Annotated in this window: 17 protein-coding genes; 6 read left to right on the top strand and 11 right to left on the bottom strand. The window is 40.9% G+C overall.

Annotated elements, in window-relative coordinates; genetic code table 11:
* Positions 1-86 precede the first annotated feature (86 nt).
* A complete protein-coding gene (locus L1267_RS00925) occupies positions 87-1,025 on the top strand; it encodes an ABC transporter substrate-binding protein (protein WP_235381824.1) in 939 nt (312 codons plus the stop codon).
* On the opposite strand, the gene L1267_RS00920 is transcribed toward L1267_RS00925, so the two are convergent.
* From L1267_RS00920 to L1267_RS00910, 3 genes are all read right to left on the bottom strand, one after another.
* Positions 964-1,575 (bottom strand): fumarylacetoacetate hydrolase family protein, encoded by a 612-nt coding sequence (locus L1267_RS00920; RefSeq protein ID WP_135923662.1) that lies wholly within the window; start codon positions 1,573-1,575, stop codon positions 964-966. The two genes, L1267_RS00925 and L1267_RS00920, sit on opposite strands and share 62 nt — an antisense overlap.
* Before the next feature lie 174 nt (positions 1,576-1,749).
* The gene (locus tag L1267_RS00915; protein ID WP_235381822.1) at positions 1,750-4,266 is read right to left on the bottom strand and encodes a glycoside hydrolase family 3 protein; all 2,517 of its coding nucleotides are present in this window, start codon (positions 4,264-4,266) and stop codon (positions 1,750-1,752) included.
* 2 nt (positions 4,267-4,268) lie between these two features.
* Positions 4,269-5,534 carry a sugar MFS transporter gene (locus L1267_RS00910; RefSeq protein ID WP_135923660.1) on the bottom strand — a complete coding sequence of 422 codons (1,266 nt, stop codon included), beginning with the start codon at positions 5,532-5,534 and terminating at the stop codon, positions 4,269-4,271.
* 227 nt (positions 5,535-5,761) lie between these two features.
* Between L1267_RS00910 and L1267_RS00905 the strand changes: the two genes are divergently transcribed.
* The 3 genes from L1267_RS00905 to L1267_RS00895 are packed head-to-tail and all read left to right on the top strand — an operon-like array spanning position 5,762 to position 9,468.
* Positions 5,762-7,090 (top strand): GH1 family beta-glucosidase, encoded by a 1,329-nt coding sequence (locus L1267_RS00905; RefSeq protein ID WP_235381818.1) that lies wholly within the window; start codon positions 5,762-5,764, stop codon positions 7,088-7,090.
* Between the two features lie 24 nt (positions 7,091-7,114).
* The gene (locus tag L1267_RS00900; RefSeq protein WP_235381816.1) at positions 7,115-8,446 is read left to right on the top strand and encodes a glycoside-pentoside-hexuronide (GPH):cation symporter; all 1,332 of its coding nucleotides are present in this window, start codon (positions 7,115-7,117) and stop codon (positions 8,444-8,446) included.
* 23 nt (positions 8,447-8,469) lie between these two features.
* Entirely contained in the window at positions 8,470-9,468 is a 999-nt protein-coding gene (locus L1267_RS00895; RefSeq protein ID WP_199526859.1) for a LacI family DNA-binding transcriptional regulator, read from the top strand.
* Here the strand turns inward: L1267_RS00895 and L1267_RS00890 are convergent.
* The 5 genes from L1267_RS00890 to L1267_RS00870 are packed head-to-tail and all read right to left on the bottom strand — an operon-like array spanning position 9,455 to position 14,951.
* Positions 9,455-11,422 (bottom strand): response regulator, encoded by a 1,968-nt coding sequence (locus L1267_RS00890; protein WP_235381815.1) that lies wholly within the window; start codon positions 11,420-11,422, stop codon positions 9,455-9,457. The genes L1267_RS00895 and L1267_RS00890 overlap by 14 nt on opposite strands.
* Positions 11,423-11,432: 10 nt before the next feature.
* Positions 11,433-11,894: a response regulator gene (locus L1267_RS00885; RefSeq protein ID WP_135923655.1), complete on the bottom strand. Its 462-nt coding sequence runs from the start codon at positions 11,892-11,894 to the stop codon at positions 11,433-11,435.
* Positions 11,894-13,378 carry a sensor histidine kinase gene (locus tag L1267_RS00880; RefSeq protein WP_135923654.1) on the bottom strand — a complete coding sequence of 495 codons (1,485 nt, stop codon included), beginning with the start codon at positions 13,376-13,378 and terminating at the stop codon, positions 11,894-11,896. The genes L1267_RS00885 and L1267_RS00880 overlap by 1 nt, the downstream gene beginning before the upstream one ends.
* Before the next feature lie 10 nt (positions 13,379-13,388).
* The gene (locus tag L1267_RS00875; protein WP_135923653.1) at positions 13,389-13,598 is read right to left on the bottom strand and encodes a histidine kinase; all 210 of its coding nucleotides are present in this window, start codon (positions 13,596-13,598) and stop codon (positions 13,389-13,391) included.
* A gap of 12 nt (positions 13,599-13,610) precedes the next feature.
* A complete protein-coding gene (locus L1267_RS00870) occupies positions 13,611-14,951 on the bottom strand; it encodes a sigma-54-dependent transcriptional regulator (protein WP_135923652.1) in 1,341 nt (446 codons plus the stop codon).
* A 218-nt stretch (positions 14,952-15,169) separates the two neighbouring features.
* Here L1267_RS00870 and L1267_RS00865 point away from each other — a divergent pair, with 218 nt between their 5' ends.
* On the top strand, positions 15,170-15,682 hold the full coding sequence (locus tag L1267_RS00865; protein ID WP_135923651.1) for an NUDIX hydrolase: 513 nt from the start codon (positions 15,170-15,172) through the stop codon (positions 15,680-15,682).
* Positions 15,683-15,742: 60 nt separating this feature from the next.
* On the opposite strand, the gene L1267_RS00860 is transcribed toward L1267_RS00865, so the two are convergent.
* The 3 genes from L1267_RS00860 to L1267_RS00850 are packed head-to-tail and all read right to left on the bottom strand — an operon-like array spanning position 15,743 to position 17,887.
* A complete protein-coding gene (locus L1267_RS00860; RefSeq protein WP_135923650.1) occupies positions 15,743-16,237 on the bottom strand; it encodes a YgjV family protein in 495 nt (164 codons plus the stop codon).
* Positions 16,238-16,286: 49 nt separating this feature from the next.
* Positions 16,287-16,853, bottom strand: a complete 567-nt coding sequence (locus L1267_RS00855) for a Crp/Fnr family transcriptional regulator (RefSeq protein ID WP_235381814.1) — start codon at positions 16,851-16,853, stop codon at positions 16,287-16,289.
* On the bottom strand, positions 16,850-17,887 hold the full coding sequence (locus L1267_RS00850) for an NAD(P)H-dependent flavin oxidoreductase (RefSeq protein WP_235381813.1): 1,038 nt from the start codon (positions 17,885-17,887) through the stop codon (positions 16,850-16,852). Before L1267_RS00850 ends, L1267_RS00855 begins: the two co-directional genes overlap by 4 nt.
* A gap of 165 nt (positions 17,888-18,052) precedes the next feature.
* On the opposite strand from L1267_RS00850, the gene L1267_RS00845 reads away from it, so the two are divergent.
* Complete coding sequence (locus L1267_RS00845) at positions 18,053-19,429, top strand: NAD-dependent succinate-semialdehyde dehydrogenase (protein ID WP_235381812.1); 1,377 nt, start codon at positions 18,053-18,055, stop codon at positions 19,427-19,429.
* Positions 19,430-19,463 lie beyond the last annotated feature (34 nt).

Here is a 19,463-nt window from a genome sequence, read left to right as displayed (position 1 = left end):
TTATTTATCATTTTAAAGTTTTATCTACAAATTTATCCATACTTTAGTGTATAGTTGTTAACAGTACTTTAGTATTTGGGTTATCGATGAGTAAATACGTAAAACAAGTATTATGCATTGTTACTGGTATATTGCTTACCCCAATCACTTGTGCCTCAGAACAACTTTCAATTACTTGGCTTGAAAATGATGGTAAACCATTCTACATAGAGAAAAGCCAAGCTAACCCGTATGGCGGCTTGTGCAACGAAATCACCGATATGTTGATTGAAGCCTTACCAGAGATTAAACACACCAAGGTGATGTTGCCGCAAAAAAGAGGCAGTAAATACCTCGATGAAGGCCATATGGCGTGTTATGCCTGTATGATCCACCGTGAGGAAAAGACCAATCGCGCAACCTACTCGATTCCAACGACGGTCTATCCTCCATTTAGTGTTTTAAGTACCCCTGACACCGCAGTAAAGATTACGCAAAAACACGGCAACCCAGTCTCATTAATTTCTTTACTGACCGATGCCAACTTCATTTATGGTCAAAATGATGCTCGTAAGTTCGGTAACCTGATAGACACTATTGCAATTAATACAAAGCTATACGAGAGTGCTGCACTAAGTAGTACTGGTAGTAATGCTAATTACGCACTGCTTTCCCAGCTTGAACATGGCTATATTGATTACACCATTGAATACCCTTTTGTTGCTGATTACTACAATCAGACAAACCAAAAGAATATTCAAAAATTGGCCGTAAATATTCCTGAAAAAAATATGATATTCGGTGCAATAGGTTGCTCATCTAGTGCACCAAACAATTACGCCGAAAAAGTTTTAGCAAAAATAAACACTGTACTAAAAAATAAGATTTTAGCTGATGAAAAATATCAACTTAGCCAACGCATTTGGCTAGAGCAAAGCTTTCCTGAGTTTTCGTCACATTATCAGCGTTATATTTTAGAGCCACTTAACGTGATTGCCACTGATGGCTTAAAAGAGTCTGCTCAGCCGCCTGCAAAGTCACCTTAAATATAGCGCCTGAGGTTACCTTACCTACACCTTTAGGGGTGCCGGTCATGATGATGTCACCATCTTCTAAATCCATGAACTCACTAATTTCGGATAAAATTTGCTGTGCATCATGCAGCATTAGCTGAGTATCACCAAACTGCACTTCCTTACCATCTATTTGCAAATTAAATTGATACGCCAAAGCTTCATCACAACTAACAAACTCAGTAAATAGCGCTGCGCCATTAAAGGCTTTTGCACGCTCCCAAGGTAATCCCTTTTCTTTTAATGCGCTTTGTAACGAGCGCTTAGTTAAATCAAGACCTAATCCAACTCCAGCTAACTGCTTATTTTTTATCAGAAAGCAAAGCTCAGTTTCATAATGTAGAGCTTCACCATTATGCTCGGCATGGAGCTGTTGCGAAATTGCACTATTAGGTTTCACAAACAATACCATGCTGGTAGGAGTTTCATTATTTAGCTCGGCAATATGCTCGGCGTAATTGCGTCCAACGCAGACTATCTTACTCGGTGTAAATTCTTCAGAGGCTAATTTTACTGAATGCATAACCAGATCCTTTTAAGTAAAACTTAGGCAAACACGTATATCATTGAGTAATTCTAACTGAAGATGAAAGACAACAGTACTAAACTATGTAGTAGAGTAAAGCTCTTGATAAAGAGAAAGTGGTTAACAGGCAGTATGTTACCTGTTAACCAAAAGGACGTAAGGGAGGAGTTGTTACTTACAAGTATTCGTCAATTCTTGGTTATCGGTCACACCAACGCTTAAATGAGCAATCGACACCTGCCATGCTCCGTCGGTTGCCAACTGCCAAGGCGAAAATACCTGCGCTAGATTGACACCTTTATCTGCAAAACAAGCTAAGTTTACAGAGATAGTTTGCCATTCGGCCGTGTCTGCTAGTCGCTCGCGAATATCAAACTGGCCTTCACAGTTTTCACCACATTGCATACCTAACATTAAAGGAGCATCAGCCGCTTTATCCACTTTAATTAACATCTCAAGTTGACCATTTTTCTCAACGTACGAGCGTAAATCTGACGGAAACGCAGCCACTAAACGCACTGATGCAGGCTCTTTACCGTTAAAACTAATGGCACGAGCATCTTCTTGTACGTCTTTATCAAAGGTTTTTACACTTACTGCATTTACAGCAGCTCGACTACTCGTCATTGCTTGCAATTCACTGCCACTTTGCAACTGAAGTGACCAAGGCGACTTAATTGCTCGCTCAAACATTACTAGATCTTCAAGTTCACTTGTCACCTGAGAAGTTTCATCAAGATTGTCAGCTAGGGTATTCTCATCTTCATATGTTAAACCAAAGCCGTATGGCAGAAGTGGTGCGTAATCTTTATCGCCACGGTTTTGATTGCCGATTGGATCATTTGGCCATGAGAATGACAGCTTACCTTTAAAGTCATGATTGATTGAACCATCTGCATTTTTAAAAAGCACATCGCTTATGGCGTCACCTTCACTACCTGGCAGCCAAGTTGCAACAAACGCATCACTGGCATTTAGCTCTGCATTCACCCACATTGGGCGACCACTAATAAATAGCGATACCACGGGAATACCCGCTTCTTTTAGCTTTTTAAGTAGGGCTAGATCTGTTTTATTACCACGTTGGTATTCAAGGTTGTCTAAATCACCATTACCTTCAGCATATGGCTGCTCACCAAACACGACAATCGCTACATCTGGCTTAGTTTCAAATTCGCCATTTAGATCATACTGAACTTGCCCACCGGCTTGCTCAACGGTCTTTTTAATACCATCAAAAATTGAAGAGCCACCAGGAAAGTCACTATTTTCATTGCCTGTCCCCTGCCATGTGATAGTCCAACCACCTGACTGCATACCAATATTATCAGCACCTAAACCAGCAACTAGTACATTGGCTTTTGGTGATAATGGTAACAGCTGCTGTTTATTTTTCAGAAGAACCAGTGATTCACGTACCGCTTGTTTTGCAACTGCGCGATGCTCTGCACTACCAATGATCTCTGTTTTACCAGAAAGTGGGCGCTTAGCAGGACTTGGCTTATCAAATAAGCCTGCACGCATTTTTACACGAAGAATACGGGTAACCGCATCATCAATACGACTTTGCGCAATTTCGCCGTTCTTAACCTGCTTAATTAAGTTTTCATATAATGGTTTCCATGCATCTGTTGGAACCATATACACATCAAGGCCTGCATTTGCAGCTTGCGCACAATCTGCATTGTTACAACCAGGAATTTGACCGTGACCATTCCAATCGCCGACGACAAAGCCATCAAAGCCCATTTTACCTTTTAGCACATCAGTAAGTAGGTATTTACTACCGTGAATTTTCTCGCCATTCCAGCTGTTAAATGACGCCATCACGGTTTGTGCACCTGCACCTAAACCACCAACATAACCTTGTGCATGAATTTCGAATAACTCTTGTTCAGACGCGGTGTTATTACCTTGGTCATCGCCCCCTTCTGTACCGCCATCACCTAAAAAGTGTTTAACAGTACTGATCACGCGTTTATCAGACAGAAAATCTTTATCAACAGCTCCTTGTAAGCCTTTTACGATGGCTGCTGAATATGCTTTAACGATTTCAGGGTCTTCAGAGTAGCCTTCGTAAGTACGGCCCCAACGATCGTCACGAACAACGGCGACTGTAGGTGCAAACACCCAATCAATGCCCGTCACCATTACTTCTTGTGCTGTAGCGGCTGCAATTTTCTCAATTAGCTCAGGGTTATTTGTTGCCCCTAAACCAATGTTATGAGGGAATAATGTAGCGCCAATCACATTGTTGTGACCATGTACTGCATCGGTGCCCCACATAGTTGGAATTTTGCTGCCATCTAATGAGTCATCAATTGAGGCTTGATACATTTTTTCAGCCAAATCAATCCAATCAGAAGCCTTGGCATGTTTGTCGTTATTAGGGAATGCACCACCACCATTAAGGTAAGAACCAAACCCGTATTTACGCATATCTTCAACGGTAATATCGCGAATTTCAGGTTGGATCATTTGTGCAATTTTTTGCTCAAGCGTCATACCGGCTAACATCTTCGCAATCTTAGCTTCAAGCTCAGGGTCTTCAGCAATCCCGGTTTCAATATGTGGCCAGATTTCTTGCTTCACTTTTTCTTTAACTGTTACTTCTTGCTCAGCACAACCTAACAGCCCCATACTTGCAATCATTAAAGAGCCGAGGGTGAATGTATTTTTCAATTTCATATTTACACCTTTGAAGTCTGAGTTGATACTTTTGAGCCTACTAGCGCAAAGTAAGTAATGTATAAGTAGCATGCGATAGGTAAAAAGAGCGCCAGTTGCACGCCAATAGCATCAGCCATAACACCTTGCAATAATGGAATAATTGCGCCACCAACAATCGCTAAGCACAAAATACCAGAACCTTTTGAGGTGTATTTACCTAGGCCATGAAGCGCAAGGCTAAAAATAGTTGGGAACATAATTGAGTTACAAAGCCCAACTAAAAGAATCGCCCACATAGCCAGGCTGCCTTCACCTGTCATTGCGATCACAATTAACACCACAGCAAGTAAGCCATGACACGCAAGCACTTTGCCCGCATCAAATTTTTGCATCACAGCAGCGCCAATAAAACGGCCAACCATCGCACCGGCAAAATAATAACTAATATAGTGAGCGGCTTCCTTTTCAGCTAAACCAGCAATATTATCTAAAGTTAAAAAACCAACTAAAAAACTACCAATAGCAACTTCAGCACCCACATAAACAAAAATACCTACTGCACCTAAAATTAAATGACGGTATTTCCACACACTACCTAAGTCTACAAAATCTTCTAAGTCTTGATGTGCAGCTTCATTGTCACTTTCTCTACCTAGTTTAGGCAGCTTTAAAAAAGCAAAAATAACGGCAAGAACTAATAAGCTTAATGACAGTAACAAATAAGGTAACTTTACTTGCTCTGCGGTTGCATGACTGACTTCAGATAAAATTAGCCAACCACCAAAGATAGGAGCGACAGTAGTACCAAGTGAGTTGAAAGCTTGTGTCATCGTTAATCGAGATGACGCGGTTTTTTGTGGACCAAGGACACTCACGTAAGGGTTTGCAGATACTTGTAAAATAGTAATACCCGATGCAAGCACGAATAATGCTAGTAAAAATAATTCGTAAACATGTGCTACTGCAGCAGGGTAAAACAAGGCACAACCAATGGCGGCAACCACCAAGCCCACAACAATACCAAACTGGTAACCAATACGGCTGACCAATTTACCCGCGGGGATAGACATCACAAAATAAGCACCAAAAAAGCAAAACTGCACCAACATGGCTTGCGTGTAGTTAAGCGAAAACATACCTTTTAAGTAAGGGATTAAAATATCATTCAAACACGTTATGAACCCCCACATGAAAAATAACGTGGTCAATGATGCCAGTGCAAAGTGTTGCTTAGGCATATCAGCTTGGCTAGCTGAAGCCGCAACAGGCGTTGATACATGAGCCATAATTTTATCTCTAGTTAATTATATTTATCAGTTTGTTACAGCATATCCAGAACTAAACTACTAACAACAAATAGCGAAAAATGTTGCAACATCAAATGTAAGCGCTTACATTTATATCATATTAAATATAATTAGCAATTTATTTACAATAAAAATGTAAGCGCTTACAGATAGATTGTATATGCCTTTGGCAGCCTTACATTATCAATGCGAAGGATGACTCTTCAGTGTATAAATCTATTTCTCTTTTGCCTGATTCGTTTTTGCTTAAACCAGAATTCACTTTTGGTGTAGCGACTGCGTCATTTCAAATCGAAGGCGCCCGCGACACTCGACTTGATTGTATCTGGGACACATTTTGTGAAAAACCAGGGGCTATTGCAGATCAAAGTAATGGCGATAACGCTTGTGAACACATAGCTCACTGGCAAAAAGACGTCGAAATGATTGCCGATTTAGGCGTCGATGCTTACCGTTTATCAATTTCTTGGCCAAGAGTCATGAATCAAGATGGGACTGCAAACAAACAAGGTATGGCATTTTATCTTGAGCTGCTAACGGCTTTAAAAGCGCGTAACATCAAAACCTACGTCACTTTATATCACTGGGATTTACCTCAGTATCTTGAAGATCAAGGTGGTTGGTTAAACCGTGATACAGCTTACAAATTTAGAGAATATACTGAGCTAGTTACTGAGCATCTCGGTCATCTCGTAGATTCATTTGCAACCTTAAACGAGCCATTCTGTAGTGCTTATTTAGGTTACGAAGTAGGTGTGCATGCACCAGGTGTAAAATCACAACAGGCAGGCCGACAAGCAGCTCATCACCTATTACTTGCCCATGGCCTAGCTATGCAGGTTTTACGTGAAAACTGCCCAAATACAGAAGCCGGTATCGTACTAAACTTCAGCCCTACTTATCCGCTAACTGCTGCCGATAGCAAAGCCGCAGAGCTTGCTGATCAGTATCATAATCAATGGTATATAAAAGCCGTGCTAGACGGGTGCTATCCTCCGCTATTTGATCAGTTAGCAGATGAAGTTAAACCAACAATACTTGCTGACGACATGGCGATTATTAGCCAAGCCGTCGACTTTATTGGTGTTAATTATTATACCCGCATACACTACAAAAATACCCCAGATGGCTGGTTTGAAGAAGCAAGTTTAGCCAATGTACGTGTAACCGATATGGGCTGGGAAGTTTATCCGCAAGGCTTAACTGAACTGCTTGTATCACTGCACCAACAATACGATTTGCCTAAAATGTACATAACTGAGAATGGGGCAGCTATGGCTGATACACTCAACAATGGTGAAGTGTATGATGTTGAGCGAGTCGATTATTATCACACTCATTTAAATGCAGTTTGTGCAGCAATTCGTCAAGGCGTTAATATTCAAGGTTACTTTGCTTGGAGCTTAATGGACAACTTTGAGTGGGCGTATGGCTACGAGAAACGCTTTGGGTTAGTGTATATTGACTATGATAGCCAGCAGCGTATTTTGAAAGAAAGCGCAAAACAATATCGTGAATTATTAAGACAACGATAAAAATAACAACACACGAGAGCACACATGCTGACAAAAAAAGAAAAGATAGCCTACGGATTAGGCGATACAGCAAGTAACATTATCTTTCAAACAGTGATGTTATTCTTAACGTTTTTCTATACAGATATTTTTGGTATATCGCCTGCTGTTGTCGGCACCTTATTTTTGGTGGTGAGAGTTGTCGATGCTATTACCGATCCATTAATGGGGGCTCTAACCGATTCGACCCGCACTAAGTGGGGAAGCTACCGCCCTTACTTGCTTTGGCTTGCCTTACCATTTGGGGTGATCAGTATGATCACCTTTACCACGCCTGACCTACCTGAATCAGGTAAAGTAGTTTATGCGTTTGTTACTTACACTTTATTGATGCTGGTCTACACCGCTATTAATATTCCCTATTCAGCGTTAGGTGGCGTGTTAAGTAGCGATCCGAAAGAGCGAGTATCAATTCAATCATACCGTTTTGTCTTTGGTATGCTAGGCGGGTTAATTGTGAGTGCATGTACTTTGCCCCTAGTTAACTGGCTAGGTAAAGGTGATAACGCGACGGGCTATCAGCTAACAATGGCACTGATGAGCGGCTTAGGTGTGGTGCTATTTTTAATTTGTTTTCGCTACACTAAAGAACGAGTTACAGCACACAACAATGCGTCGCTTAGTTGGAAAACTCGTTTCAATACATTATGGCAAAATAGTCCTTTTAAAGTACTGTGTTTTGCCGCTGTAATGCTACTTACCAGTATGGTTTTGCGTACTACCTTAGCAATTTACTATGTTAAGTATGTACTTGGCGAGGCTGATTTGGTGACCTACTTTGTAACCATTGGCATGATAGGCAATATCCTTGGATGTGCCTGTGCTAACCCTCTGAGCAAGCGAGTAGACAAGAAAACAGCATACATACGCTTACAATATATTTCTGCTGTTATCAGCTGTATTGCATTTTGGTTGCCTAGCGAGCAGATTGTGTTGGCATTTGTTATCTATTTCTTTTGGTGCTTTTTCACCCAAATGGCAACCCCGCTACTTTGGGCCAAAATGGCTGATACCATCGATTACGGGCAATGGAAAACTGGCGAGCGCTTAACAGGATTAGTGTATGCTAGTGTGGTGTTTTTCATTAAGTTAGGGTTGGCGCTAGGTGGAGCAATTGCGGGCTGGCTATTGGCTTTTTATGGCTATGAGGCTAACGCAGAGCTTAGCGAGACAACATTATCAGGTATTTTGATTTCATTTACCCTTTACCCAGCAATAGGTAGTATGCTTGTCGCATTTATCATGAAAATGTATATTCTTGATAATCAAACTGTTGAGCAGATTAGTGCAGACTTATCATCGCAACATAAACAATAACTTGGTTTTTTAAAAGGACAAACATGGCCACCATTTACGAGGTGTCGAAACTTGCAGGAGTCTCACTTGCTACAGTTTCAAGAGTAATGAATAACAATGCCAATGTCAGTGACGCTACTCGTAAAAAAGTGACAGCTGCAATGAATGAGTTAGGCTATCGCCCCAACTCAATTGCACAGTCGTTGGCATCAAATTGCTCAAACAGTGTTGGCTTACTGGTCTCTGAATTACAAGGTCCATTTTATGGCCCAATGATGAGTGGTATTGAAAACATTTTTCGAAATCAAGGCAAACACCTCATTATTGCAGCTGGCCATAGTGATGAAGAACGCGAAAAACAAGGTATTGAGTTTTTAATAAGCCGCAATTGTGATGGGCTTATTTTACACGTAGAAGCTGTTAGTGATGAGTACCTAATTAAACTTAGTAAAGGCCGTATTCCATTTGTTCTGATCAACCGCTACATTAGTCAGCTAAGTGATCGTTGTATACTACTTAACAATATAAAAGGCGGTTACCTTGCTGCCAAATATGTATTAGAAAAAGGCCACAAGCAGATAGCATATATTAGTGGCCCATTATGGAAGCAAGACGCCAAAGACCGTTTAGAAGGTCACAAGCAAGCGCTTGCTGAGTTTGGTGTTCCTTTTGATGAAGAGTTGCTATATCAAGGTGACTTCATGGAATCGAGTGGCTTTGAAGGGCTTGCGGCATTGCATCAACATGGCAAACCATTTAGTGCTTTAATTTGTGCCAACGATGAAATGGCTGTTGGCGCTATGGCAAGTGCAAGAAAATTAGGGCTTACACTCCCTAAACAGTTATCTATTATGGGATACGATAATGTGTTTTTTACTCGCCATGTTTACCCTCAACTGAGTACCATAAACTACCCGATTGAAGAAATGGGCAGAATGGCGGCTAACTGGATCCTGAATCAGGTTTACCAAAAGCAAACCCCGTCATTACAAACTTTATTTGAACCAGAGCTTATAGTTAGGCACTCTATCAGTGCGCTATAAGCTCGCTGAGTATCCCTAAATTAATAGGTTTTAATAGCACTTGTTCAATATCAAGCTGTTTCATTTTTTCAGGATCTGGCTCGGCACCACTCACTACCACTAAAGCTAACCCCGCATACTCTTGGTTAATTTTAGCTGCCAAATCAAGACCTTCACCGTCTGGCAAGTGCATGTCTAACAGCACTTTATCAAAGCGTTGATTATCGTGAAGAATATCCAGACAAGCAGCACAACTATCGGCAATGACGGTTTCAACCCCCAAACTTTCAAGTAATAGCTGGGTTATTTGTGCGGCATCACCATCATCTTCAACCAATAAATAACGTGTACTTTGCTGAGTCAATGCGAGGGAATCCTCCCGAGCAACAACAGGTTCTGTTTTACCTTGGCAAATATAATGATTGAGCACTTGATAAAGTAATCCAGTATCAATAGGTTTGGCTATCATGTCATTAAAACCAAGCGCACTAAGCTCACTTTTTACACCTTTCATTGTTGCGGCAGTAAGCGCGATGATAGGCCCCTGATAGTCCATTTTCCTAAGCTCAATGGTGGCTTCTTTACCACCCATAACCGGCATATGTAAATCAATAAACACAATATCGAAAGGTTTGCCTGCTTGCTCTGCACTGGCCACTTTCTCGATAGCCTGCTTACCATTTTCAGCAAACTCTACATCTGCCCCAGTGCTGGTGATCATGTGTCCAACGAGAACTCGTAGGTCTTTTAAATCATCAACAACCAACACTCTCCCTGAAGTTGAAAGTGTACTTAACTTTTGCTGACAATCAGGGCTTGAATCGAAACTCAATACCTGTCGTTCAACCTCACGTATATTGCCAGGGTATATAGATAAGATAAATTCAGACCCTTCCCCTAAGGTTGATTCAAGCTCAATTGAGCCTTGCATACGAGCTAATAATTCGGCGCAAATCGCAAGACCAAGGCCTGCACCACCTACATCCCTCGACTCAACATCGGCAATCTGTTCAAAGGGTTTAAAAATCAGTGCCTGCTTTTCTTGAGGAATACCAAGGCCTGTGTCCTTGATACTAAAAAACAGCATTTCTCGCTCATTGACCCAAGCAGTCCATGCGCGCACGACTATTTCACCTTGGTTGGTAAACTTAATCGCATTATTGATAATATTGATTAAAATTTGTCTTAGCCGTGTGGCATCTGTATTTATAATCAATGGCAAGGCTTGCTGTGACTCAAATTTAAGTTTTAAGCCTTTATCCAAGGCTGAGACGCGCATTAAGGTATACACATCAGCCATAAGGCTATCAAAATTAACATCACTGCAATTTAGTTCAAGTTTATCGGCGGCAATTTTAGATAAGTCGAGCACATCATTAAGTAAACTTAGCAAGTGTTTGCCATTTCTATAAATGACCCCAAGTTCATTATTTAAATGCCGATTCTTTTCGCTCTGCATTAGCAGCTCGGTATAACCCAAAATGGATGAAAGCGGTGTACGTAACTCATGGCTCAAATGTGCCAAGAAGCGGTCTTTAGAACGATTTTCTGCTTCCGCTTTTAATCGTTCAACTCGCTCATCTTCAACATCTCGGCGAGCTAAGGCGTAACGAATAGCACGGGCAAAGCGGCTTGAATTCATCTCGCTTTTTACGAGGTAATCAACCGCACCAGCATCAAGTGCCGCAGAATCAAGGGCTTCATCTGATTGCCCCGTAAGCATGATAATCGGCCCACGAAAACCGTTTGCAACAGCCCGTTTGAGCACTTCTAAGCCATCAGAGGCACCTAAACGATAATCTAACAAACAAATATCATGCTTGTTTTCGCTCAGTACACTAATGGCTTGCTCGGGGCAGCTTAACCATTCTACATCAAAGGTATGGGAACCCAATTGCTCCAAGTAATCACAAGTGAGAATATAATCATCTTCATCGTCTTCAACCAAGAGTAAGCGGGTTACCTTATCTAACATGTATTATCCTTTAATCATTGAGTGGTGTTGGCAGCTCTACAAATTCAACCCAATACTTACCAAGCGTCTTCATCAGCTCAACTAATCCCTCAAAAGTGACCGGTTTTGTAATGTATGAAGCCGCCCCTAAATCGTAACCTTTAACCATATCTTCTTCTTGCTTTGATGTAGTTAAAATCACAACCGGAATGCCTTTTAAATTAGGGTTTGTCTTGATTGCTTGTAACGCCTCACGGCCATCCATTCGTGGCATATTTAAATCTAGTAAGATCAAGCCAGGCCTTGGTGAACTTTCTTTTTCGCTAAACTTACCTTTGCGTTCAAGGTACTCAAGTAGTTCCACGCCATCTTCAACAAAATATAACTCGTTTAAAACACGGCTTTCAGCTAGAGCATCTTGTGTTAATAAACGATCATCTTCATCATCATCGGCCATTAAAATGGTAATTGGTTTAACTTTATTAAATGGCATTATGCCTCTCCTTGTAATGTGAAAAGGGATGTTTCCACAGGTAATTTAATAGTAAAGCTTGCACCTTCACCTACGCGACTACTCGCAAAAATTTCGCCACCGTGACGCTCTACAATTCGTCGACAAACCGATAGGCCAATGCCTGTGCCTTTATATTGTGAACGCCCGTGTAAACGCTGAAACGGAACAAATATTTTTTCTAGGTACTCTTCAGAAAAACCAATACCGTTATCCGAAATAGTAATGATCTCCCACTCGACCTCGCTATTATGAGCTTGGCTAAACTCTTGAGTTCGCTGGTAATTAATGTTTATGACTGGCGGCACATTCTCGCGTCTAAATTTAATGGCATTCGAAAGAATATTTAAAAATAGCTGCAACATTTGGCTCGGATCAGCCTGAATATGAGGAAGTGGCTCTAAATTAACAGTTGATTCTGACTCTTTAATAGCGATCTCAAGGTCATCTAACACCTCATTTACAACGTTATTTAAATCGGTATCTACAAAGTCTTTGCCACGCGTAGTAACTCGAGAAAACTCAAGTAAGTCATTAATAAGGTTAGACATACGCTGCGCCGCATTTTTCATACGGTTAATATAATCAATGCCTTTTTCGCCGAGATCATCTTTAAACATTTTTTCTAGACGGTCGCTAAATGCTTGAATTTTTCTCAGCGGCTCTTGTAAGTCGTGGCTTGCTACAAAGGCAAACTCTTCCAACTCTCTGTTAGAACGGCTTAATTCATCTGAATAAATGGTTAGCTCTTGAGTACGCTCTGCTACTTTTACAGCTAAATTTTCATTCTGTTCTTCTAGATCAGCTCTATATTTTGCTGCATTACGAGCGTTAATGCGTGTTAAAACAAACATACCGATCAGCAATAAGGTACTTGTAACAGCAGTAATTGCAAAAGTTAATTTTGCTTCGTTCTTAATTTCTAAAAGCTCGGAAAATAACTCTATTTTAAAATTAAGCTCCCGCATCTGGATTTCATCAACAGCTGTGCGTATCTCTTTGTATAAATCGCGTCCTTTATCTGTAAGTAACAATTGACGGGCTTTTAAATCTTTATTAGCCAATGCAAGATCTGTGGTTTTGGTCATCACAGCAACTTTATCATTGACTAAATAAATCATCCTTGCAATACGATCAGCTTGTCCCGGTATTTCTGAATGAAGACTTTTCACCAGCATTATTTGTGCTTGCATTGAGGCAATTGCATCATTATATGGCATTAAGTAATCTTCCCGATCAGTAAGCAAATAGCCACGCTGCCCTGACTCAGCTTGAACAACAGACAAGTGTAATCGTTCAATAGCTGTATTTAGAGAGTTGGTATTATCTAGACTGTTCTGGATCTCAGTTAATGAGCGAATACTATTAATAGCTAATATAGCGTTTGCAACCACAATACACAGCACGACAGCGATAAAGCTCGCCCAGCTAATGGTGATTTTTCCCTTCTGTTTTTTTCTTTGCATTTGCTTTCCGTTACTCACTAGCGTGGGTATCACTAATTAATTGTAATTGCTCACTACACTGTTGGCAGTTAGCAATTATTTTATCAAGTGCATCAAGTGCTTTTTGCTTTGGCATATCATTTTCTAATACAAGCTTAACTAGCTCTGCATTCATTGAAATACGATTCAATGGTGCGCGTGCATCATGGACTAACTTACGTAAAGACTCGTCATTATTCATAGCTATCCTTTATTATTTGTATTCGCCAATGCCTCCGTAAGCATTTAAACGGTTGTAGAGTGTTTTTGTGCTGATCCCTAACATCTGGGCAGCAATTGTTTTATTTCCTTGTACTTTATCCAATGTCGCGTGGATCAGTTCTTTTTCCACCTCTTCAATGGTTTGTCCTGCCATTACTTGGTTGTTTTGTGTTTCTTTATTTACTTTCGAGAAAGGAGATTCTAATGACTCAGGTAAAACAATTGCCGTACCTTTAGGATCGCTCATAATAAAAGCGCGATGTATTGCATGGCGAAGCTCACGCACGTTACCAGGCCAATCATGAGCCTCAAGCTCTTTTAACTGGCTTGCTTGCCACTTAAAGTCAGTGCCATTTTCTTCATTGAGTTGTTCTAAAAAGGCATTCGCAAGCAGTGGAATATCTTCTTTGCGCTCACGTAGCGGTGGAATATCAATAGGGAATACCGCTAAACGAAAGTAAATATCTTCACGAATAACATTGTTTTGCGCAAGATCTGTTAAAGTACGGTTGGTCGCAGAAATAACCCTACAATTCACCGCTTGCTCTTTTGTACCGCCCACTCGGGTTACTTTTTTGCTCTCAAGCACACGTAATAAGTTTGGCTGCATATCAATCGGCATTTCGGTGACTTCATCTAAAAACAACGTACCACCAGCAGCTTGTTCAAACACACCCTCTTTACGCGCAATCGCACCTGTAAATGCGCCTTTTTCATGACCGAAAAGTTCGCTACCAATCAGCTCTTTTGAAAATGCGCCGCAGTTGGTAGCCACGAGTGGACCATCGCACTCGGTTGCGTTATGAATAGCCTGCGCAACAACCTCTTTACCGGCACCACTTTCGCCCATTAACATCACATTGGCTGATGTTGCTGCCACACGCTCAATCATAGTATAGAGTTTTTTCATCACTTCTGACTCACCGATTAAGGTGCCAAAATGACGCTTAATTGAAGGTGCTGACTTTTTCTTATCAGACGCTTTTTTAGGGTTTAAAACACGCTCAATGTCTTCGCGTTGTAGCGGCTTTACCAAATGCCCCACATTAGCTTCACACATCTCGGCTAATTTACCTTTTACTGATGGGTGACCAGAAATAAGCGTAACTCGCGGAGATTGACCTATTTTTTTTAGGTGTTCGAGTAAGTGTAAACCACTGCCGTCTGGTAACATAAAATCTAAAAAGACGTGGTCAAACGTATTATTTTCAAACCATTGCTCAGCTTCGGCAAGATTGGCAGCAGTATTAATGTTATGCCCAAGGAATTCAACGATGTGACAAACAACATCACTAAATTCACTGTCATCATCAACCAAAAGTACATTCAACATATTAATTCCCTAAGCTTTTTTCATCATTCTACGCAAAGTTTTTCTGAAAAGAAAATACTACACATAGAGTGCATATGCAGTTATTTATTCCGACATTTTACCCCAATAAGTTCCATTTTGGGGTAAAAAAATAAATCTAATATCATTTACACGCTATAGTAACAACTCAAATATTAAATTAAGCTGTATTTGATTAAATACAAGAAGTTTTATGGCACATGAAGTTATTAAAAAAAGTACTCCACCCAAGTTTAAGTGAACAGTATGGTAGTGTGTTTATTCGCAACACAGCACGAGCCATTGTATTGAAAGGTGAACAAGTACTACTTTTATATACCGCCCGTTATGATGACTACAGCTTACCTGGCGGTGGTATCGATGACGGTGAATCTATCGAGCAAGGGCTACTCAGAGAGCTTCATGAAGAAACTGGCGCGCAACAAATAAAGATTAAACATCCCCTTGGTTTATATGAAGAGATCAGGCCTTGGTACAAAGACGATTTTGATTGTGTGCATATAAAATCTTACTGTTATTTTTGTGAAATAAGTGATGAATTTGCAGATCCAAAAATGGAACACTACGAAGTTCAAAACGGTATGCAACCCAAATGGGTAAACATATTTGATGCCATAGCACACAATGAAACAACTATGGCAATGAGTGATAAGCAGGGATTATCGATACAGCGCGAAACTTATTTACTCAAGCTGATTGCCAACACGCTTTAAGCTTATTTTGCTATAAAAGCACGGTATATTTTACTATACCGTGTTAACACCTTTTAATACTTATACAGCCTTAGGTGAAGCGTAGTAGCGCCATATTCCTAATAAATTACTCAATAGAAATACCGTTTCCATTACCACTGCGACTGGGGAAAACATGATCGCATTATGTGTTATCCAACACAGTGTACCAATAACCATCATAAGCCTTAATGATAGGTCTTTGCCTTGGAACGACGCGTAGGTTTGAATTAAAGTTGCAACTAAGGCAATAAAACTTACCCAGTTATACCAAGTTAGGCTCACAGCGGTAATACTTACCAACATAAAAGTAACCATCACCCAGGTTTTACGAGCAAAAATACAATATGCATAGCGCACTGCCGCTATTAGCATTAAGCTTGCGGCACTTAAATTATCAAGTAGCAAAAAGTGAACTGATGTGAGTAATACCGAACTAAACAAACAGGCTAAAATAACGTGCCTTTGCCTAAATTGAAAAGATGCTAAATCGAGTAATGTGGCGATTGCAACTAAGCACTGGGATAAAATAAACATAACGACTCCTGAAAAACCAGCAGTGTAATGTTCACCGTTTTGCCACACCTTAACTTAAGTTAAGACGCCCTCTAATTCGTGATAAAGAAATAGCTGAGATCCCTAAATACATAGCAACCTCACTTAAACTCAATTGCGAAAGCCAATGCGGTTTATTATCCAGCAAATACTGATACCTTTGCTCTGGCGTATTAAGTAGTAAAAAGGCTTCTTTTGCCTCCTTAAATAATAACTGCTGAGTAATTAACCTATGTTTTAATTCTTGCCAATCAGGGCCATCAAGTAAAGCCAAAGGTACTTTAATAAGCTCAGCATCTCGTATCACTTTAAGCTGGTAAAACGCATTAGTTTTGGTCAACCAGTTGCCATAGAGCAGTGCAAACTCATCTTGAAAATAAAACTCTTTGCACTTTTCTGAGCCCTGCTCTGATGCATGTATTGCCGCAAGTACGCCAGAAACAATCAAATAACCCGCATCTTGTTGATTGCCTTGTTGCAATAGAACATCACCTTTAGCATAACGCTTAATTATGCATTGCCCAGCAAGCTTATGACGAAACTCACTGGCAAGCTGATGATAACTATCACCTAGCGGAAGTAATTGGGTATCACTCAAGATTGCCAACCTTGCATTAATAATTCAGTAATTTGCTTAGCGTTAATGCCTTCTCTGGCAATAAAGCGCTCACCACACCAAAGCGGTGTAAAGCCACTGTCGCCATTTGCTTCCGATTTTGAGCGCAATGCCGTCATCGCAATTGACGCATAAGGAAAAGGTGGCGCTTGCTCTGGCATCGCACCTAACTGTTGCATCACTCGATTACGTATTCCTCGCGCCGGACGACCAGAAAACAAAGTCGTCAATTCAGTTGAGTCTGGCGAAACTTTTTTTAATGCTTCACGATGTAATGTGCTTGTCGTAGCTTCTTCACACAGTAAGTAAGCGCTCCCAACCTGAACCGCAGTAACGCCTAATGCTTGGGACTGGGCTACATCTTCAGCTGTGCAAATTCCACCCGCAGCAATAACGGGTATATCAAGCTCTACACACTCTCGCACCAATTGTACTGTGGTTGGTTGCAGCGATAAATCCATTGATAAAAAATGGCCGCGGTGGCCGCCCGCCTCAATCCCTTGTGCAATAACTGCATCGGCACCGTTTGCTTGTAACCAATGTGCTTCATCAAGGGTTGTGGCGGATGAAAGAACGACCCCGCCCCACGCTTTAATTTGAGAAAGAATATCTTTACTTGGCAAACCAAAATGAAAGCTTACAACTGGCGGCTTATAAGGCGCAATTACATCAATAACCTGCTGATTAATAGGCTGGCGTGAAGCGTTACGGGTAAATTGTGAGGCATCAACAGCAAACTCCTCAAAATAAGGTGCAAGCACATTATGCCAAGCAGTCTGCTGCTCCAGTGTATAGTCAGGTGTATGATGACAAAAGAAATTAAGATTATAGGGTTTGTCTGTATGCTGACTAATATAATCAAGCTCTGACTTTAATTGCTCAGTCGAAAGCATAGCGCAAGGTAACGAACCAAGCCCCCCAGCTTCACATACAGCCACTGTCAATTTGGCATTTTGCACACCCGCCATCGGCGCTTGAATAATTGCCAGCTCGGTATTTAACACAGAATTTATCATTACGTATTCCTTGTAAGTTTTGCAGCCTATTGCAGTTTTTACATATCAAAGCAAATAAAACACTAAAGAAAAAACAACTAAAACATTAAAAAACAATAAGATAAAAACAAATGCAAGTCGGTATTACCTTTGCAGGTTACACATTACATTTTAAAGGAGGTAATAATGACTGATACTGTAACTACAATCAATCCAACCAATGAACAACCCCTAGAAACCTATAGTTTAATGTCATTGCAAGAAGCCAATGCAGAAGTCGACAAGTGTCATCAGGCATTTTTATCATGGCGTGATACCACACTCGAACAACGTGCAACACTCCTCAATCAACTTGCTGAGGTTATTGAGTCTAATAAACAAGAATTAGCTCAATTGATGACCGATGAAATGGGCAAGTTATATCAACAAGGCCTTCAAGAAGTTGAGCTGTGTGCTGCAATTTGTCGCTACACTGCTGAACAAGGACCTACAGTTCTTGCTGATGAAAGCCGCGATATGCAAAATGGCCGCGCAATTATCAGCTATCAGCCAATTGGTGTTATTTTAGGTATTCAACCTTGGAATTTCCCACTTTACCAAGTCATTCGCTATGCTTGCGCTAACATTATGGCGGGCAATACCACGGTTCTTAAACACGCAGGTAATGTATTTGGCATGGCCGAAAAGATTGAGCAACTGTTTTCGCAAGCAGGTTTTCCAGACTATTGCTTTAAGAACCTACTTATCGGTGGCAGTACAGCAAGTGAATTGATTGAGCATAAAGCTATTCGCGGTGTCACATTTACTGGCAGTGACGAAACCGGTAAAAAGGTCGCTGAGCGTGCGGGTAAACAGGTCAAGAAAACCGTATTGGAACTTGGCAGTAATGATGCCTACGTCGTGCTTGATGATGCAGACTTAAACACAGCGATCACGGCATGTGCTCAAGGACGTTTAATTAATAACGGCCAAACCTGTGTTGCCGCAAAACGCTTTATTGTGGTTGATGCCTTATACAATGATTTTAAAGCTTTAATTAAAGAGCAATTTGAGCAAGTCGTTCTTGGCGATCCGAATGATGAAAAAACCACGCTTGGTCCAATGGCTCGTAAAGATCTACGCGATAAACTACATCAACAAGTAACTGAGTCGGTAGAAGCCGGTGCAAAAGTGCTTACTGGTGGTTATATTCCAGAACACTCGGGGTGCTATTACAGCCCAACGCTACTTGAGAATATCAAACCGGGCATGCCCGCCTATGATGATGAATTATTTGGCCCTGTAGCATCGCTTATCAGAGCAAAAGATAATGATGAGGCAATGCAAATTGCTAATGACTCGCGCTATGGTCTTGGCGGCGGTATTTTCTCAAAAGACGAGCAAGCTGCCATTGAGCTTGCAAAGCACCACTTTGATACCGGTATGGTGAATATCAACGGCTATGGGCTAGCCCAGCCAAACCTGCCATTTGGTGGTGTAAAAGACAGTGGCTATGGCCGTGAACATGGCGGCTTTGGGCTACGAGAATTTGTTAATATCAAAACCATTATGGTCAACGACTAAACACAATAAAGGGCTCTACGGAGCCCTTTTAAAT

Source organism: Pseudoalteromonas sp. OFAV1 (assembly GCF_021532595.1).
Classification (GTDB): domain Bacteria; phylum Pseudomonadota; class Gammaproteobacteria; order Enterobacterales; family Alteromonadaceae; genus Pseudoalteromonas; species Pseudoalteromonas lipolytica_C.
This window is presented reverse-complemented; position numbering and strand designations above follow the sequence as displayed.

What these genes read in the sequence shown, in the direction of transcription:
- L1267_RS00925 (WP_235381824.1), top strand. Translation starts at nt 87, where the DNA reads ATGAGTAAATACGTAAAACAAGTATTATGCATTGTTACTGGTATATTG.
- L1267_RS00920 (WP_135923662.1), bottom strand. Translation starts at nt 1,575, where the DNA reads ATGCATTCAGTAAAATTAGCCTCTGAAGAATTTACACCGAGTAAGATA.
- L1267_RS00915 (WP_235381822.1), bottom strand. Translation starts at nt 4,266, where the DNA reads ATGAAATTGAAAAATACATTCACCCTCGGCTCTTTAATGATTGCAAGT.
- L1267_RS00910 (WP_135923660.1), bottom strand. Translation starts at nt 5,534, where the DNA reads ATGGCTCATGTATCAACGCCTGTTGCGGCTTCAGCTAGCCAAGCTGAT.
- L1267_RS00900 (WP_235381816.1), top strand. Translation starts at nt 7,115, where the DNA reads ATGCTGACAAAAAAAGAAAAGATAGCCTACGGATTAGGCGATACAGCA.
- L1267_RS00895 (WP_199526859.1), top strand. Translation starts at nt 8,470, where the DNA reads ATGGCCACCATTTACGAGGTGTCGAAACTTGCAGGAGTCTCACTTGCT.
- L1267_RS00890 (WP_235381815.1), bottom strand. Translation starts at nt 11,422, where the DNA reads ATGTTAGATAAGGTAACCCGCTTACTCTTGGTTGAAGACGATGAAGAT.
- L1267_RS00885 (WP_135923655.1), bottom strand. Translation starts at nt 11,894, where the DNA reads ATGCCATTTAATAAAGTTAAACCAATTACCATTTTAATGGCCGATGAT.
- L1267_RS00880 (WP_135923654.1), bottom strand. Translation starts at nt 13,378, where the DNA reads ATGCAAAGAAAAAAACAGAAGGGAAAAATCACCATTAGCTGGGCGAGC.
- L1267_RS00875 (WP_135923653.1), bottom strand. Translation starts at nt 13,598, where the DNA reads ATGAATAATGACGAGTCTTTACGTAAGTTAGTCCATGATGCACGCGCA.
- L1267_RS00870 (WP_135923652.1), bottom strand. Translation starts at nt 14,951, where the DNA reads ATGTTGAATGTACTTTTGGTTGATGATGACAGTGAATTTAGTGATGTT.
- L1267_RS00865 (WP_135923651.1), top strand. Translation starts at nt 15,170, where the DNA reads ATGAAGTTATTAAAAAAAGTACTCCACCCAAGTTTAAGTGAACAGTAT.
- L1267_RS00860 (WP_135923650.1), bottom strand. Translation starts at nt 16,237, where the DNA reads ATGTTTATTTTATCCCAGTGCTTAGTTGCAATCGCCACATTACTCGAT.
- L1267_RS00850 (WP_235381813.1), bottom strand. Translation starts at nt 17,887, where the DNA reads ATGATAAATTCTGTGTTAAATACCGAGCTGGCAATTATTCAAGCGCCG.
- L1267_RS00845 (WP_235381812.1), top strand. Translation starts at nt 18,053, where the DNA reads ATGACTGATACTGTAACTACAATCAATCCAACCAATGAACAACCCCTA.